Genomic DNA, 15,864 nt, shown 5'->3' with positions numbered 1-15,864 from the left:
CCGTCGGACTCTCTGTAGATGGGCCAAATCCTTTTGGCTGATCCCATTGTGATGGGTAGATGTGACGACGACATGACAGGGCTGGCAGGAAAAACGGATCGCTGTCAGCAACAGGCTTGAGTTCCAACGAGCTGTGGAATCGAACGGTCCATGCACTTTTATAAAGCGCCATGGGCAACAACGTGCACCAGTCGGAAGCGCCGCAAAACGCTTTCGCCTGCGTCAGTTCCAGCGTCGTGACAATCCTCCCAGGCTCAAGAGTCAGTGTTTCCAGATAGTTGAAGTCTCTCTGTCGCAGGCTGGCACAAAGGCTGCAAGGTTGACATCAGGTCCACCTGGAACGCATTTGTGTGGACAGCCCCCTCGGTCAACGACGATCGATTGGCCGGACAGGTCGTGGGCAACATCGGTGGATCAGGCATGGATGCCTGGTTTCAACACCGCAAAAGAACAGGCAAAGACGCCTGGAACCGCAAGGTTTCAGGCGTTTTTTTTTGCTTTCAAAACCGTGATGGGCTCGGGCTGGGTGCTTTCTATGAATTCCAATGTTGCCACGTTGAACAAGATGCAAACGCTGATCGTGATCGGTAATGGCATGGTCGGACATCATTGTGTCGAACAGTTGATCGAGCGGGGGGCGCTTGACCAATACCGGCTGCACGTCTTCAGTGAGGAGCCGATGCGTGCCTATGACCGCGTGCATCTTTCCGAGTACTTCTGCGGTCGTGATGCCGAGTCGCTGGCGCTGTCCGATGCGTCGCTGTACCAGACGCCCGGCGTTACGCTGCATTTGGGTGTGCCGGTATTGGAGATCGACCGCGTCCGTCGCCAGGTGGTCACTTCGCAAGGTTGCGTCACGTATGACAAATTGGTCCTGGCCACCGGGTCTTATCCGTTCGTTCCGCCAATCGAAGGCGCCGAAGGTGAATCGCGCCTGGTCTATCGCACCCTGGAAGACCTCGATGCCATTCGGGCAGCCGCGACCAATGCCCGGCGCGGCGTGGTGGTCGGCGGTGGCTTGCTGGGTCTGGAAGCGGCGAACGCGTTGAAGAGCCTGGGCCTTGAAGCCCACGTGGTGGAATTCGCGCCGCGCTTGATGCCGGTACAACTCGATGACCTCGGTGGCCAGGCGCTCAAGGCGCAGATCGAACGATTGGGCGTCGGTGTACACCTGTCCCGCGCCACTCAATCGATCAGTGCGGGCGAGCAGTACCGCTATCGCATGAATTTCGCCAATGACGAATTCCTCGAAACCGACCTGATCGTGTTTTCCGCCGGTATCCGCGCTCAGGACGCGCTGGCTCGCCAATGCGCGCTGGAGATCGGTCCGCGCGGTGGCGTGGTGATCGACGACACGTGCCTCAGTTGCGACCCGAACATCTACGCCATCGGTGAGTGCGCTTCATGGAACGGCAGCCTGTTCGGCCTGGTCGCGCCGGGCTACCAGATGGCGCGCAGCGTCGCGGCCCGTCTGTGCAACGAAGTCGCCGAGCCGTTCACCGGTGCCGACATGTCGACCAAGCTCAAGCTGCTGGGGGTGGATGTCGGCTCCATCGGCGACGCCCACGGCAACACCCCGGGCGCGCGCAGCTATCAATTCATCGACGAATCCAGCGCCAGCTATCGCCGCCTGGTGGTGGATGCAGGTGGCAAACACGTACTCGGTGCAGTGCTGGTCGGTGACAACAGCTACTACGACACCTTGCTGCAATACATGCAGAACGGCATCGCCTTGCCAGCAGAACCCGCCAGCCTGATTCTGCCGTCCTCCGAAGGCGCGCCGACCCTGGGCCCGGGGGCGCTGCCCGAGTCGGCCACGGTGTGCTCCTGTCATAACGTCACCAAGGGTTCCATCTGTTCGGCCATCGACGGCGGCTGCACCGACCTGGGCCAACTCAAGTCGCAGACCAAGGCCTGCACAGGCTGCGGCGGTTGCGCCGGCCTGCTCAAGCAAGTGTTCGAGCATGAGCTGATTGCCCGTGGCGTCAGTGTCGACAAGAGCCTGTGCGAACACTTCGCCTACACCCGCCAGGAGCTTTATGCGCTGGTACGTGTAGAGGGCGTGATCACCTTCGACGAGCTGCTGGCCAGGCATGGCCGTGGCCACACCGGTTGCGACGTCTGCAAACCGGCGGTGGGCTCGATCCTCGCGTCGTGCTGGAACCAGCCGATCATGGACACGTCGCTGGTGCCGTTGCAGGACACCAACGACACCTTCATGGCCAACATGCAGAAAAACGGCACCTACTCGGTGGTGCCACGCATCGCCGGGGGCGAGATCACCGCCGACAAGCTGATCGCGATTGGCGTGGTGGCAAAGAAATATGACCTCTACACCAAAATCACCGGCGGGCAGCGCATTGACCTGTTCGGCGCTCAATTGCATCAGTTGCCGGACATCTGGGCCGAGCTGATTGCAGCGGGTTTCGAAACCGGACACGCCTATGGCAAATCGACCCGCACGGTGAAGTCCTGCGTCGGCAGCACCTGGTGCCGATACGGCGTACAGGACAGCGTGCAAATGGCCCTGACCCTTGAGGATCGCTACAAGGGCCTGCGCTCGCCGCACAAGCTCAAGTTCGCGGTCTCCGGGTGCACCCGTGAGTGCGCCGAGGCGCAGAGCAAGGACGTGGGCGTGATCGCCACCGAGAAAGGCTGGAACCTCTATGTGTGCGGTAACGGCGGCATGCGCCCGCGCCACGCCGAACTGTTCGCCACCGACCTCGATGACGCCACCCTGATTCGCTACATCGACCGGTTCCTGATGTTCTACATCCGCACCGCCGACAAGTTGCAGCGCACCTCGGTCTGGCGCGAGAGCCTGGAGGGTGGCCTGGATTACCTCAAGGACGTGGTCATCAACGACAGCCTGGGGCTTGGCCTTGAACTCGAATCGCAGATGCAACTGGTGGTCAATCGCTACGAATGCGAATGGGCCAACGCCCTGAAAGACCCGGAAAAGCTCAAGCGCTTCCGCACCTTCGTCAACGATCAACGCCCGGATCCGGACATCCATTTTGTCCAGGAACGCGGTCAGCGGCGGCCGATCATGGCCTCTGAACTCCACCTTATCCCTGTCAATGAGGAGATTGTCTGATGAGCCAGTCCGATACCCAGCGCGCCTATTGCAGTTCGTCCCTGGTCAATCCCGATGCCTGGCAAGCGGTGTGCAGCCAGGAGGATCTGGTGAGTAACTCCGGTGTCGTCGTCTGGCTCGACGGCGCACAAGTGGCGCTGTTCTACCTGCCGGCTGCCGAGGGCAAGACCCTCTATGCCATCGATAATCATGACCCGCAATCCGGGGCGAATGTCATCGGTCGCGGGCTGATCGGCAGCATCAAGGGCGATCTGGTGATTGCCTCGCCACTCTACAAACAGCATTTCCGCCTTGAGGACGGCAGTTGCCTGGAGTACCCGCAGCAGCGCCTGCGGGTCTGGCCGGTGCGGCTCAATGGAGGCCAGGTGGAGGTCGCGCTGGCCTGACCACATGGATTTGACGGGGTCTGAACGCTCATTCAATCAATGACAAACAGTATCGGAGGCTTGCATGAAAACAGCTGCGCAGCTGCTCAAGCTCAAGGCCGTACAGAACCGTCGGGTGCATAGCATCGCGCCAGACCAGACGGTGCTTGAAGCGTTGAGAATGATGGCGGAAAAAAATGTCGGTGCCCTACCGGTCATGGAGGAGGGGCAGGTGGTCGGCGTTATCAGCGAACGCGACTATGCGCGCAAGGTCGTTCTGCAGGGGCGCTCCTCGGTCGGTACGCCGGTCCGGGCCATCATGAGCGCGCCGGTCGTGACAGCAGACAGTCAGCAGAGCATCGAGCGTTGCATGGCGGTCATGACCGACAGTCATCTGCGCCATCTACCGGTGGTGGAGGGCGACCTACTGATCGGCCTGTTGTCGATTGGTGATCTGGTCAAAGAAGCCATCGTCGAGCAGACCGAGCTGATTCGGCAACTGGAACATTACATTCGCGGCCATTAAAACGACCGGGGCAGGGTGGATCACCTCAGGTGTAAAATAAACACGGTGCAGCATGCATTGAAAAACGCTGCACGTGGAGGTGAGCCATGCGCTCAATGACCGTTTACACCTCGATCACACTGCTGGTGCTATTTATGGTGCCACTTGCCACCGCAGCGACTTCGGTCGAAGTCGTCTTCAAGAACCCCGAAAAATTCAGCGATGCCAGCCTTGATAGTCCGGGCTATGAACGTGGTGCCGATCCTTATGTCATGAAAGAGCTGCGTAGCTACATCCAGAAACTTGGCGAGCGGTACCTGCCACCCGGTCAGCAGCTGCAGATTGAAATACGCAACATCGACCTGGCCGGTCGCTTTGAACCCTGGAGGCTCAATGCCTATGAGGTGCGCTTTATGCGCGACATCACCTGGCCGAGCATCGATCTACATTACGTGCTCAAACAAAACGGCCAGATCGTAAGCCAGGCCGACGCCAGGATCATCGATCAGCTCTACCTCCAGCGCCCGGGGCGCGCCAACAGAAGTGACAGGCTCTACTCCGAGAAAGCCATGCTTTCGGACTGGTTCCACAGACAATTTGCCGGGCAACATCAGAGCGGGTTGAAGTGAACCCTCGCGAAAGGCAGCCTCCCAAAGCGGTCACTTGAAAAAGCATCAGGCAAGCCCTGACAGGACTCAGGCGCCTTCAGCACCCACTTGCAAGGCTTGCATCAATCTTCGAACGACGTGGGCTTCGACAGCGCCTTCACTGGCGCCCGTCTCAAAACCAGCGCAACAAGCTGATGCGTTGCCATCGCAGATACGGTAAACGGCAATGACACTGCCAGGCCCGCAGCCTGTGTGTCCGCATAGGGTAAAGCCACCTTCAATCGAGCCCTGCATCAAACCAAGGCCATATCCCGGTGTAATCCATGGGCGTCCTGGAATCGGGCCGCCCAATGTTTTTGCTGTCTGCATTTCCTGAAGCAAGCCTTGGGGGAGGAGGTGTCCGGCGAGAAGTCGATCCAGCAATAGCGCTGCTTGCGAAATCGGGCCGATCAGCAAGCCGTGATATACCCAGGCGGGGTCATAATTTGATGTGTTTCCAAGGTGGGAATCTTGTAAGTCAGCTCGCGTTTTAGCGAAGCGAACGCTCGACAGACCCAAAGGCATCAGTGCGCGTCGACTCACTGCCTCTTCAAGCGCCAGATCAGTCACCCGTTCAATAAACCTGCCTATGAGAAAGTAACCAACATTCGAGTAACGCCATCCGGTTCCGGGGCTATATCGAAGCCGGGCACCATCAAGGCGTTGCATCATTTCAGCTGCCGACCAAGCTGCCTCGTTGTTAGCGACGGCGGCGTGATAATCCGCAAGTTCGCCATAATCGGCGAGGCCTGCCTCATGCCGCAGTAGCTGGCGCAACGTGAAAGGTTGGTCAAGGATCGGGTCATCCAGTGCGACCAACCCATCCCGCACCAATGACAGGGCGGTCGCGGCCAAGGCTGTTTTCGTAAAGCTCCACCATGGGGCCATCAGTTCCGATCGGTCAGCCGTTAGTGACTGACCATTCGATACAAGTGTACTCAGCATTGACTTCCCTGGAATTTTGAACGGATCGATAGCTCAACAAGATATCCCATTCAACTTTATCCTGTGACTGTTGGGCCTGTTGTACTCAGAGAATCCTGGAGGGATCGCATGGCATACAACTACCCCGAAAAACTGCTCGATATACAAGCCCGCCTGTTCCGATTGGGCTTCACGCTTGCCTGATCACCATCCCTACCGTGATCGTTACGATTACCCGGAAAAGCCTGGCGTGTGATTATTCCCAAATTTACGGGCATGCACCCAGTCGATGTTGAGCTACTCTTTTCTTGCGCCATGTGCGGCTAGCCGTTAACAAAGCCTGTTGAAAATTTTCCGTTTTTTTGGCTCGCTCGCCTTGAAGGACACCCCCCTGGGGGCGAGTGCGCTGTTCAATAATTACGTAATAGATGTGTGTAACGAAATCGATTGAGAGCCGGCCCTGGTAGTCAGGCTTTCGGCTCATGTAGGTTTCGCGCCACTTCAAGGTTGACTGTCCACTGGCGGATGCCTGGTTCAGGTGTCCAATTCTCCTGGCGCGATGGGAGGCATGCGATGCGGCAACCCAAGATCGTAATCGTCGGTGCAGGATTGGTTGGCGGATCAGCAGCCCTGTTTGCGGCCGTGGCTATTCCGAGCGCCGAGATCGTCATCATCGATGTCGCGCGAATACGAGCCGAAGGGCAGACGCTGGACCTCACCCACGCAGCAGCATTCTGGGGGCACAATCGCTTCTATGCCGGTGATTACGAGAACGCACGCGACGCGGACATCATCGTAATCACCGCTGGTGTCGGTCTGAAGCAGGGGCAGACTCGTCTGGACTTGGCCAGAACCAATGCGGCCATTGCAGCGCAAGTTGTGGATCGCACTGCACCGTTGGCCCCAGATGCGATCTACGTAATCGCGACCAACCCCTGCGATGTGTTGACCAGTGTCGTTTTTGACCGCCTGCGTTGCGCACGCGAGCGCGTTATCAGCACCGGCACCTCCCTCGATACCGGGCGACTGCGATCGCTGCTCTCCGAGCGGCTGGGCGTCGTGGCGCCTGCGATTCACGCCTACGTTCTCGGCGAACACGGCGAATCCGCGGTGATCGACTGGTCCGGCGCGACGGTCTCCGGAATGCCCCTCGATATGTTCCTGGCCAGGAGCGGTAAAGAGTTGGGGCCTGCCAGCCGCGATCTGATCCTGCGCTCCGTGCACGAGGCAGCCACGCTCATCAAGGAAGGCAAGGGCGCCACCCACTATGGCGTCGCCAGTGCGATTGGGCGAATTTGCCAGGCCATCGTACATAACACCGATCTCATTCTGCCGGTCGCTGTCGTGCATGCTGAAGTCGAAGGCGTACCGGAGGTGTGTTTGTCGCTGCCGATGGTGGTCAATGGCAGAGGTGCGCAGTTACTGGCTTATCCGGAACTCGGCCCCATCGAGCGCGAGGCCTTGCAGCGCAGTGCGTGCATCGTCAAAGAGGCAACCGACAGCGTGCTTCTCGCCCGTTAGGGAAATTGCGCACGCGCTGAATACACCGAACAGTGCCGCCAAGAGGTTTATATCATGGCTGTATTACCCGCAAAGGATTCGCAACCTGCAAGCCCGGCCACGACGAAACCGGCGCCATCGGAAGGGCATCTCAGTAATGTCTGGAAATTTCTCGTCCCGGTGGGCATAGGTATCGTCCTCTGGTTCCTGCCGGCGCCGGCAGGCCTCGACGTGAAGGCGTGGCACATGTTCGCCGTGTTCGTCGCCACCATCGCCGGCATCATGACCGCCCCTCTTCCGATGTCGGCGGTAGCCATTATCAGCGCCACGGTGGGCGTGCTGGTTGGCGTCGTGTCCTTTGCCGACGTCACCAAATCCACGGGGACGGACCTCGTCTGGCTGGTGATGCTCGCCTTCTTTATCTCCCGAGGCGTGATCAAGACAGGACTGGGGCACCGCATCGCGCTCCTGTTCATGCGGCTGCTGGGCAAGCGAACCCTGGGGCTGGGTTATGGACTGGTCATGACTGAACTCCTTATCTCGCCCGCCATGCCCAGCATCACCGCTCGCGCCGGTGGGGTGATGCTGCCGATTACCCGGGCGATGTCGGAGGTCCTCGGCAGCCATGCCGATGACCCTGAATCGCGCGGCAAGGTGGGGAACTATCTGATCCTCTGTGCCTTCCACGCCAACATCATCACCGCAGGCATGTTCATCACGGCGATGGCGGGAAATCCCCTGGCGGTCAAGATGGCCGCAGACCAAGGCGTCTCAATCAGTTGGCTCGAATGGGCGGTGGCAGCATCAGTTCCCGGTTTGCTGTGCCTTGCCCTCATTCCGGTAGCCTTGCTGTGGATTGTCCGGCCGCAGATTCGCCAGACACCCGATGCGAAGGCCCTGGCACAGAGAGAACTCGTGGCAATGGGGCCCATCTCGGCCAAGGAAATCATCATGGCGGTGATCTTCGTTGGCTTGCTGGTGCTTTGGATTTTCGGTGAGGATCTGAAAATCGGAGCGACGCTGGCGGCGGCTCTCGGTGTCTCGTTGCTGTTCATCACCGGCGTACTGACCTGGCAGGATGCCCTTAATGAGAAATCCGCCTGGGACACCATGATCTGGATCGGCCTGCTGATCATGCTGGCCTCCAAACTCAATGAGTACGGCATGGTTTCGTGGTTCGGCAAGGAGTTCGGGGCACACCTGGAGGGTTTCCCGAGGCTGGCTGTCTATATGCTGGTGGCGGCGATCTATTGCTACATCCATTATTTCTTTGCTAGCGCCACGGCACATATCAGTGCTCTGTTTCCTCTCTGCATGGCGCTTATGGTCGCTGCCGGCATCCCGCCATTCACTGCAGCGGTCGCTCTCGGCATCCTGAGCAGCGTCAACGGTTGTCTGACCCAATACGGCATCGGTTCCGGGCCGGTCATGTTCGGTGCCGGTTACGTCACCCAGGGGGAATGGTGGAAGACCGGTTTCTTGATGAGCCTCGTCTACATGGTTATCTGGCTGGTCGTCGGCCCGCTTTGGTGGCAGTTGCTTGGACATGTTTGAGACGGCACCGGAGAATAGAAGTAGCCTGCCACCTGTTGTTGTCTGTCGCGACGGGCTGCAACCGCCCCGACACTGCCGCTCAGCATCGGCAACTTTCACAGTAAGTGCGGTTGTGAAGGTAGTGCTCCGAATGTGGAGATCGAATAACGCCCAATACCGTTGCGCAAATCCGGGAATCGGTGCCAAGGCTTTGAGCGACTTCGAGACGATGGTCAGGGCAGAGGTTGCAGGCTGGTTTTGAAGGTAGTGATCACACGGTTACGGCCTTCGTGTTTAGCGTGATACAGGCGTTGATCGGCTGTACGCAGAATTGCCTCGATGGTGTCGCCATCGCGACCGGATTGCGATACGCCGATGCTCACTGTGACCACGGTTGAGCGCTGCAGGCCATGAAAAGAACTATTGGCAACGGTGCTTCGCAGACGCTCGGCGATTTCGTGCGCGCCTTCAAGTGAAGTCTTGGGCAGCAGTATCATGAATTCTTCCCCGCCCACTCGGGCTACACCGTCATACGGCCGGATCGAATCGAGGCATTTCTCCACGAAACTCTTCAGGATGACATCCCCAACCTGATGCCCGAAGCGATCGTTGATGGACTTGAAATTATCCAGATCGAGTGCCAACACGGAGAACGGTGCACCACCGCGTTTGGTCCGGCCAATTTCGGCTTCGACCCGCTCCATGAACCGACGCCGGTTATCAGCGCCAGTCAGTGGGTCGGTCGCCGCAAGGTGCCCGAGTTCCTGGTTGGTGCGCTGGAGTTCCTGCAGGGCGCTTTCGGTATACGCCATCGCTTCGGCAAGACGCACCATCAACTCCTCTTGGCTGTAAATCTTTGAAAACGATCGCGTGGTGAGGAACGCTTGCACGACCCCATAGCTCAGCATGAAGAATCCACCGGCGAAGATCGCGTGAGCGAGCCACCACATATGGTTCCACGGACGTGCAAGGATGAAGGCAAGAGAGGACAGCGCGAACGCGGTGACCGAGATGATGAAAATTGTCATCAGCGGCGAACGGATACGGCGCAGCAGGAGTATTGTCACGGTCAATGTGGAAAGAACGAGGGCACCACCCTCCATCGAGAGGCGCACCGCGAGATTGCCGGCGATCGGCGAATTCGCGACGTACGCCACTGCCACGTCAACCGCCAGGAACAGTCCTATCCAGGTCAACCACGGGCGGGCCTTCATTCGTTGGTCCGCGGCATCGGGTGGGCGGTGGTATGACAGCAATCCGACTAACAGCAGAATCGACATGACCAGTCGAGAGGCGGGTCCATAAAGCAGGAAGAGCCAGATATTGTGGTGTGCAAGCCCGGTGAACGCACCATGCAACGCGTAGATTAGTACAAAGCCGAGAAATCCAAGCGTCATCCATCGCAGCAGCGGATCTCCCGATGACTGATAGCAGCGCCACGTTACGCAAGTAACAAACGAGCCTGCCAAGGTGGCTGTCATGATCGCAATGATATGGAATAGGTGATTCTCGAATAAAAGCGTGGGGTCCTGAAAAAAGTACAAGTAGCCAATCAGATAGGCCGGAACAAACGCAAATCCTGCGAGCAGCAAGCAGGCGTAAACCTTGACCATGAGGCGAACGGCTTCAGGTGGCTCGTCGGTGGCGATGAGATTGCTCATGGTTCCCTCCAGTCTTGAATCCATACAGCCAACACCGGCCCGGTGTTGGCGCCGCCTGCATGCCAACGGTCACTTGCATCACCAGGCAAATACGGGATGGACCGTTCTTTGGCATTTCAATTATGGATAAAGATTCAACCTTCAGATGAGAGTTTTTTCAGGAAGTCCAGTAGCAGTTCATTGACCTCTGTCGCGCGCTCTTGCTGTATCCAGTGACCGGCACCTTCGAGGATATGACACCCGCGCAGTTCCGGCAGTGTCTGCGCGAAGGCTTCGATCTGCCGCGGGGAGCTCGGAAACTTCAGCACGCCGTCGCGGCTCCCGGCAATGAACATCGACGGCTGCAGGATTTTGCAACCGCGCCAAGGTGCCAGCAGTGCCCATGAGCGCGTCATGTTGCGGTACCAGTTCAAGCCGCCGCGAAATCCGCTGCGGGTGAATTCGTGGGTGTAGTAGGCAATATCCTCGAGGCTTAGCCAGTCTGGCAGGTTTTCGGGCTCGATCATCGGGCCCAGGAAGCCCTGGCCCGGCTGCAGTTGGCCGAACACCGGCCAATCGGGTCCGTCACCCGAGGCACTGAAGTAGATGCGCCGGATCGACGACTCGACGTCCCTTTCCAGCTCGGCCTCGGCCACGCCAGGCGTCTGGAAGTACTGGATGTAGAAGTCGCTGATACCCAGCGAGGCAAGCGCGCTCAGGAGCTCTACGCGCCCCGGTGGCGAGAAGGGAACGCTCATGCCGACCACTGCGCGAAACAGATCGGGCCGCATCAATGCTGCGCTCCAGGCCACCTGCGCGCCCCAATCATGGCCGACGATCACGGCTTGCTGTTCGCCGAGTGCGTTGACCAACTCGACCATGTCGCCTACCAGGTGGAGCGTGGTGTAGGCGTCGGGTTCGGCCGGCGCATCTGTGCCGCCATAGCCGCGCATGTCGGGCGCTACCGCTCTGTAGCCGGCGGCCGCCAGCGCAGCAAGCTGGTTGCGCCACGAGTACCACAGCTCCGGAAAGCCGTGGCATAGCAAGACCAGCGGGCCGCAACCTTGCGTTGCTATCTGCATGCGGATGCCATTGATGTCGAGCAGTTCGAGGTGTGGCTCGTTCATATGCGCTTCCTGCGTTTCAAGCGATGGACTCCAGCAGCCGTGGCAGACTCGCCAAAGCCTGCTGTCTGCTGACAGAGAGTCGATGCAGCTGTGCCAGTTTTTCGGTGTCGGTTTCTTGCAAACCCCTGACCACCGACGTCATAAAGTACAAACGCGACTGCTTGGTCCAGCGGGACAAACCTTCATGCTCTCCCCAGCGTTGTTGGTTACCCAGGTAGACTGCCCAGATTCTGATCCAGTCCGTGGGGACGTGAGGCGGGGGGACCATTGTGCAAAGCGCGTTCATTTGTGCTTGATCGTTCAGGTGGCTTTCCACATAGGCGATCAAGGCCGCGCTGAACACGGGTTGGCAGCCGCTTACCATCAACAGGTTGATCTTGCCGCCGTCGAACACCTTCATTTCAGGGAGTGTCGGGATGGCACTGGCGCTGCAATCAATGTGCAGAGCATTTGGGCTCGTGGCGATGCAACCCTGTTCGAGTACGATGCGCGATGGCCCGATAACGCGCACCCGCCCCAGGCGCACAATGTTGTCGATGCGTCGAAGCTCGCGTAATTCCGCTTGAGTGACGGTGGCGCAGCGGTAAGCAGTGGGTTCGACGGACGTATCTATGCGCAAGAGCTGGCCCGCCGCCTCAAGCCTGGAGAACAGGTCCGGGATCGAGTCCGCGGCTGCGATGGCCTCGAACTGTGCAGTGAGGCCGCCGATTGTTCGTTCGAAGCTGTCAAGGCCCGGTTGCATGTTGGCCCGGTCGATCAACCACGGATCGTTCGGGATGATCCAGCAGATTGTTGTGGGCGCAACACCGTTTTGCAGCAACCACAGGCAAGCGTCGATCCCGGTCTTGCCCGAGCCTACCACTACGTAGCTGGAGTATGGGTGCCGGATTTTCGGCAAATCGTTCAGTGGCACGCATTGCACGCCGGGTTCCACCCTGTACCTGGGCGGGTGGGTCGAGGGCACAGCCGTCTGGGCATGGGTGGCGTCCACCACCTTTTTGTACACCCGGACCTGATGGTTTTCGCCGCTGACGAGCGAGGTAAACCGGTGGTCGTCAATGCGGTCGCCGGTGTAGTTGCACATGGGGAAGTAGCGGACTCGACCTGACGGCAGAAACTGCTGATTCATCACCTGGTCGAAGTAGCTCACCACCTCGGCGCCGGAGGCCAGCTCATACAGGCCCTCGTTCAGCGCCGTCGTGTCTTTCGTTCCACTGCCCAGTTCCCGGGAGTTGACGCCATAGCAGGTCGAGGGCTGGTGCAACCGTACGAACGGATAGGCATCATTCCAGTGCCCGCCAGGTCGTTCGTGTCGATCCACCATCACGATGCGTGCATTCGTTTCCTTGAGTAGCGTATCGACGAAAGCCATGGCCGTCGCGCCAGCCCCGATGATCAGGTAGTCGGTTTCGATCGGATTTTCGTCCATATGGTTGCACCTTCCTGAAGGTAGCCCCCTCAACCTCCGTAGATTAGACATCTATGTCGCGCGCAATAGAACGAATGCTCCTCACCCACATAACCAATGGAATTAATGGCCGCAGCCTGAATGTCCATGCGAAAGCGCCGTTTGCGCGAAGAAACATCCAGCTACGCGGCCTGGATTTCAGTTAACCGCAAGTCAATGAGCGCGTGGTAGAAAGTCAAGCTTTCAACAGAGTATCCGCGACTATTCCTGAAAAAGTCGTCTCTACCGGCCCTGTGAGAAAGACTGATCCCGCGCCATCCCATTGAGCCGTTACAACTCCGCCGTCACATTCAACATCAACGCAATTGTCTAACAAACCACGACGAATTCCGTTAACCGCGGCGCCACAAGAACAGGTGCCTGAACCCAGCGCAATACCACCCCCGCGCTCCCAAATACGCAACCGGATGTGCTGTCGGTCGATGATCTGGACGAAGTGCACGTTCGTCCTGAGGGGAAACAAGGGATCGGATTCAATGGTCGGTCCAATCGTCGCAATCTCAACTGCTGACAGATCATCCACAAAAAAGGTGCAGTGCGGATTTCCCATACTGCATGCTGTTGGGTCACCGGCAAGTGGCAACATTGAAGTATCCATTTCCTGAGCCAGAGGAATATCCGACCAGCCAAACAGCGGCTTTCCCATGTTTACAGAAATGCTGCCGGTTGAAGTTCGTTCGCAAGTCAGCAAGCCACGGTTGGTTCGCAGTGCTACCGAATTCATACTGGATTCGCGCATCTGCATCATCGCAATCGAGCACCACCGCGAGTTGATTGAAGCCGACCCCCCGGTTCCGATCACCCATTCGCCGAGCCATGTTGCTTGTGATTGGATTGGGTGAGTTTCGCGAGTCCACGATAACGAAGTCATCGCCATTGGCGTGCATTTTATGAAAGCTCAGCGGCATAAATAGACCTGGCGGCGAGGCATGTGATGAATTGACGTTTTAAAGCGATCTATCCCTAAGGGTAACTCCTTGCCCGCCTTGATTATTTTTTGGTCTTTCACGCTAATTTATTTCTTTTAATTAGTTGGTCGCCCTGTTCCGCGGTTGACCTGTCGATAACGGTCAGCAGCTCCTAGCTGCGTGCGTTCTGTAAAGTTGCCAGGCTAACCTTCACTTGGCCAGTGGTGCTGAGTGAGGAGAGGTTCAACCTTCTGCCTGGGTTCAATCGGAAATTCACTATTGCAGCCTGTGCATCGGTATTTGCCGCTCATGGTTCGATTGTCTTGAAGGATATGGATCTCCCGCTTATTTATACAGCTGGGGCAGGCAAAGTGAGTGGGCTCCTCTTTATAGCGATATACGATGCCTCCACCGGATGCCTGGGAGAGCTCGTACTGATTGAGCTTTGTCAGCCAAGCCTCCGAGGAGGCCAACGCCGACTTGAGTTGATTCCGCTCCTCCTGTAACTGGAAAAGTTGCTCACGGAGCGCAAATAGAGTGTCCTGGACCTCCCCAAGCCGTGCGTGAGCCTCGAGAATCTTTGGCTTGGCTTTCTGCATCGACCTTTGCTTCGAAGGCAGCAGCAAGAAGATCCTTGACGCTCTTCAGGCTCTGATATGCAGCAGTGATTGTGGTGACGTCCATATGTCCTCCACTTGAGGGGGGGCAAGCTTTAAAAAAATCAGGGGGCATGTCGAGCGTAGCCGCTCATCCGCCATTGCTCGGTCCAACCGGCAGCTTTTGGCCGATCGAGGTCATTCTGGCGTCATCAGCACGGCGAGCGTCAATTTGATGAACTCTTCGTTTTTATCAATGGTGTCCAAGGCGCCGCGGACATTCTCGGCTACGTAAACGGCGCCGCGCTGCTCGGCCCAATTCGAAAGCTCCATGATGGCGGCTTTCAGGCCGAGCTGGTTTTCATTGATTTTGAACAGCAGTGAAGGGAGCAGATCAGAATTTGGCATCGCGAATCCTCAGTGGAGTTTTCAGCGTAGCAGCAGGATTTCTCGGATGGAGATCGGGGGGGGGGGCAAGATGCGGGAGGGCGGGGAAAACGGGATAGTTTTGTAACGACACCCTAAAAGTTTTGTAACGCTTTGGATGTGGTCGGATTTTCGCCAAACCCCAGAAACGACAAAGCCCTGAATAATCAGGGCTTTGTCGTATAAAGATGGCGGAGGCGATGGGATTCGAACTCATGGACCTGTTACAGTCGACGGTTTTCAAGACCGTTGCCTTAAACCACTCGGCCACACCTCCGTTTGCGTTGCGGGCGCCATAATACCTGAATGAAACACACTGTCAAACTCTCTGCATAGCTAGTTACAGAGCGTCTGTTATGATCTTTGCGACTGAACGTTTCAAACCAACAGGAGTGTCGCCATGCGCGAACAGGATTACGCAGTTAATAACAGCGTGCAGGCTGAGCAGCTAGAGGTTAGCCGCGTCCTGCGCAACACATACGGCTTGCTCGCCCTGACCCTCGCATTCAGCGGTGTGACGGCCTACGTTGCCCAGCAGATGCGTGTTGGCTACCCGAATATCTTCGTGGTGCTGATCGGCTTCTACGGTCTTTTCTTCCTCACCAACAAACTCCGTGATTCGGCCTGGGGCCTGGTGTCGGCATTTGCCCTGACCGGTTTCATGGGTTTCCTGCTCGGCCCGATCCTCAACCGTTACCTGGGTATGCAGGGCGGCGCTGAAGTGGTCAGCTCGGCCTTCGCGATGACCGCGCTGGTGTTCGGCGGCCTGTCGGCCTATGTGTTGATTACCCGCAAGGACATGAGCTTCCTCGGCGGTTTCATCACGGCAGGCTTCTTCGTGCTGCTGGGTGCGACGCTGGCGAGCCTGTTCTTCCAGATCAGCGGTTTGCAACTGGCGATCAGCGCAGGTTTCGTGCTGTTCTCCTCTGTCTGCATTCTGTTCCAGACCAGCGCCATCATTCACGGCGGCGAGCGCAACTACATCATGGCCACCATCAGCCTGTATGTATCGATCTACAACCTGTTCGTCAGCCTGTTGCAGCTGTTCGGCATCATGGGCCGTGATGACTGATCGTCGGCCTTGAAGTAAAAAACCCGCTCAGGCGGGTTTTTTATTGCGTGGAATCC

12 protein-coding genes, 1 tRNA gene and 1 pseudogene are annotated in these 15,864 nt (G+C 57.9%); 7 read left to right on the top strand and 7 right to left on the bottom strand.

Annotated elements, in window-relative coordinates; all coding sequences use genetic code 11:
- Positions 1 to 535: 535 nt before the first annotated feature.
- The 4 genes from nirB to AC07W4_RS04000 all read left to right on the top strand — a co-directional run bounded on the left by nirB (position 536) and on the right by AC07W4_RS04000 (position 4,596).
- Complete coding sequence (gene nirB / locus AC07W4_RS04015; protein ID WP_495031577.1) at positions 536 to 3,097, top strand: nitrite reductase large subunit NirB; 2,562 nt, start codon at positions 536 to 538, stop codon at positions 3,095 to 3,097.
- Complete coding sequence (nirD, locus tag AC07W4_RS04010; RefSeq protein ID WP_495031576.1) at positions 3,097 to 3,483, top strand: nitrite reductase small subunit NirD; 387 nt, start codon at positions 3,097 to 3,099, stop codon at positions 3,481 to 3,483. Before nirB ends, nirD begins: the two co-directional genes overlap by 1 nt.
- Before the next feature lie 64 nt (positions 3,484 to 3,547).
- Positions 3,548 to 3,988, top strand: a complete 441-nt coding sequence (locus tag AC07W4_RS04005) for a CBS domain-containing protein (protein ID WP_495031575.1) — start codon at positions 3,548 to 3,550, stop codon at positions 3,986 to 3,988.
- Between the two features lie 86 nt (positions 3,989 to 4,074).
- A complete protein-coding gene (locus AC07W4_RS04000; RefSeq protein ID WP_495031574.1) occupies positions 4,075 to 4,596 on the top strand; it encodes a DUF3016 domain-containing protein in 522 nt (173 codons plus the stop codon).
- 66 nt (positions 4,597 to 4,662) lie between these two features.
- Here AC07W4_RS04000 and AC07W4_RS03995 read toward each other — a convergent pair whose 3' ends face one another.
- On the bottom strand, positions 4,663 to 5,559 hold the full coding sequence (locus tag AC07W4_RS03995; RefSeq protein ID WP_495031573.1) for a serine hydrolase domain-containing protein: 897 nt from the start codon (positions 5,557 to 5,559) through the stop codon (positions 4,663 to 4,665).
- A gap of 552 nt (positions 5,560 to 6,111) precedes the next feature.
- Between AC07W4_RS03995 and AC07W4_RS03990 the strand changes: the two genes are divergently transcribed.
- On the top strand, positions 6,112 to 7,059 hold the full coding sequence (locus AC07W4_RS03990; protein ID WP_495031572.1) for a lactate/malate family dehydrogenase: 948 nt from the start codon (positions 6,112 to 6,114) through the stop codon (positions 7,057 to 7,059).
- A gap of 54 nt (positions 7,060 to 7,113) precedes the next feature.
- Positions 7,114 to 8,592, top strand: coding sequence for a DASS family sodium-coupled anion symporter (locus tag AC07W4_RS03985; RefSeq protein ID WP_495031571.1), 1,479 nt, complete (start codon positions 7,114 to 7,116; stop codon positions 8,590 to 8,592).
- A gap of 212 nt (positions 8,593 to 8,804) precedes the next feature.
- Here the strand turns inward: AC07W4_RS03985 and AC07W4_RS03980 are convergent, their stop codons facing one another.
- The 6 genes and pseudogenes from AC07W4_RS03980 to AC07W4_RS03955 all read right to left on the bottom strand — a co-directional run bounded on the left by AC07W4_RS03980 (position 8,805) and on the right by AC07W4_RS03955 (position 15,013).
- Positions 8,805 to 10,232 carry a GGDEF domain-containing protein gene (locus AC07W4_RS03980; RefSeq protein ID WP_495031570.1) on the bottom strand — a complete coding sequence of 476 codons (1,428 nt, stop codon included), beginning with the start codon at positions 10,230 to 10,232 and terminating at the stop codon, positions 8,805 to 8,807.
- A gap of 134 nt (positions 10,233 to 10,366) precedes the next feature.
- Positions 10,367 to 11,338 carry an alpha/beta fold hydrolase gene (locus AC07W4_RS03975; RefSeq protein ID WP_495031569.1) on the bottom strand — a complete coding sequence of 324 codons (972 nt, stop codon included), beginning with the start codon at positions 11,336 to 11,338 and terminating at the stop codon, positions 10,367 to 10,369.
- A gap of 16 nt (positions 11,339 to 11,354) precedes the next feature.
- Positions 11,355 to 12,767: an NAD(P)-binding protein gene (locus tag AC07W4_RS03970; RefSeq protein WP_495031568.1), complete on the bottom strand. Its 1,413-nt coding sequence runs from the start codon at positions 12,765 to 12,767 to the stop codon at positions 11,355 to 11,357.
- A gap of 214 nt (positions 12,768 to 12,981) precedes the next feature.
- Positions 12,982 to 13,714: pseudogene (gene dapF, locus AC07W4_RS03965) on the bottom strand (diaminopimelate epimerase).
- Positions 13,715 to 14,508: 794 nt separating this feature from the next.
- On the bottom strand, positions 14,509 to 14,718 hold the full coding sequence (locus tag AC07W4_RS03960) for a hypothetical protein (RefSeq protein ID WP_495031567.1): 210 nt from the start codon (positions 14,716 to 14,718) through the stop codon (positions 14,509 to 14,511).
- 207 nt (positions 14,719 to 14,925) lie between these two features.
- Positions 14,926 to 15,013: transfer RNA gene (locus AC07W4_RS03955), tRNA-Ser, on the bottom strand.
- Between the two features lie 123 nt (positions 15,014 to 15,136).
- On the opposite strand from AC07W4_RS03955, the gene AC07W4_RS03950 reads away from it, so the two are divergent.
- A complete protein-coding gene (locus AC07W4_RS03950; protein WP_008050608.1) occupies positions 15,137 to 15,808 on the top strand; it encodes a Bax inhibitor-1/YccA family protein in 672 nt (223 codons plus the stop codon).
- The last annotated feature ends 56 nt before the right edge of the window (positions 15,809 to 15,864 follow it).

Source organism: Pseudomonas sp. GW821-FHT02A08, assembly GCF_059422045.1.
The sequence above is the reverse complement of the archived record's forward strand: the minus strand, read 5'-3'. Positions and strand labels throughout refer to the sequence as shown.

Excerpts from the sequence above, each read along its gene's own strand:
- nirB (WP_495031577.1), top strand. The coding sequence starts at position 536 with ATGAATTCCAATGTTGCCACGTTGAACAAGATGCAAACGCTGATCGTG.
- nirD (WP_495031576.1), top strand. The coding sequence starts at position 3,097 with ATGAGCCAGTCCGATACCCAGCGCGCCTATTGCAGTTCGTCCCTGGTC.
- AC07W4_RS04005 (WP_495031575.1), top strand. The coding sequence starts at position 3,548 with ATGAAAACAGCTGCGCAGCTGCTCAAGCTCAAGGCCGTACAGAACCGT.
- AC07W4_RS04000 (WP_495031574.1), top strand. The coding sequence starts at position 4,075 with ATGCGCTCAATGACCGTTTACACCTCGATCACACTGCTGGTGCTATTT.
- AC07W4_RS03995 (WP_495031573.1), bottom strand. The coding sequence starts at position 5,559 with ATGCTGAGTACACTTGTATCGAATGGTCAGTCACTAACGGCTGACCGA.
- AC07W4_RS03990 (WP_495031572.1), top strand. The coding sequence starts at position 6,112 with ATGCGGCAACCCAAGATCGTAATCGTCGGTGCAGGATTGGTTGGCGGA.
- AC07W4_RS03985 (WP_495031571.1), top strand. The coding sequence starts at position 7,114 with ATGGCTGTATTACCCGCAAAGGATTCGCAACCTGCAAGCCCGGCCACG.
- AC07W4_RS03980 (WP_495031570.1), bottom strand. The coding sequence starts at position 10,232 with ATGAGCAATCTCATCGCCACCGACGAGCCACCTGAAGCCGTTCGCCTC.
- AC07W4_RS03975 (WP_495031569.1), bottom strand. The coding sequence starts at position 11,338 with ATGAACGAGCCACACCTCGAACTGCTCGACATCAATGGCATCCGCATG.
- AC07W4_RS03970 (WP_495031568.1), bottom strand. The coding sequence starts at position 12,767 with ATGGACGAAAATCCGATCGAAACCGACTACCTGATCATCGGGGCTGGC.
- AC07W4_RS03960 (WP_495031567.1), bottom strand. The coding sequence starts at position 14,718 with ATGCCAAATTCTGATCTGCTCCCTTCACTGCTGTTCAAAATCAATGAA.
- AC07W4_RS03950 (WP_008050608.1), top strand. The coding sequence starts at position 15,137 with ATGCGCGAACAGGATTACGCAGTTAATAACAGCGTGCAGGCTGAGCAG.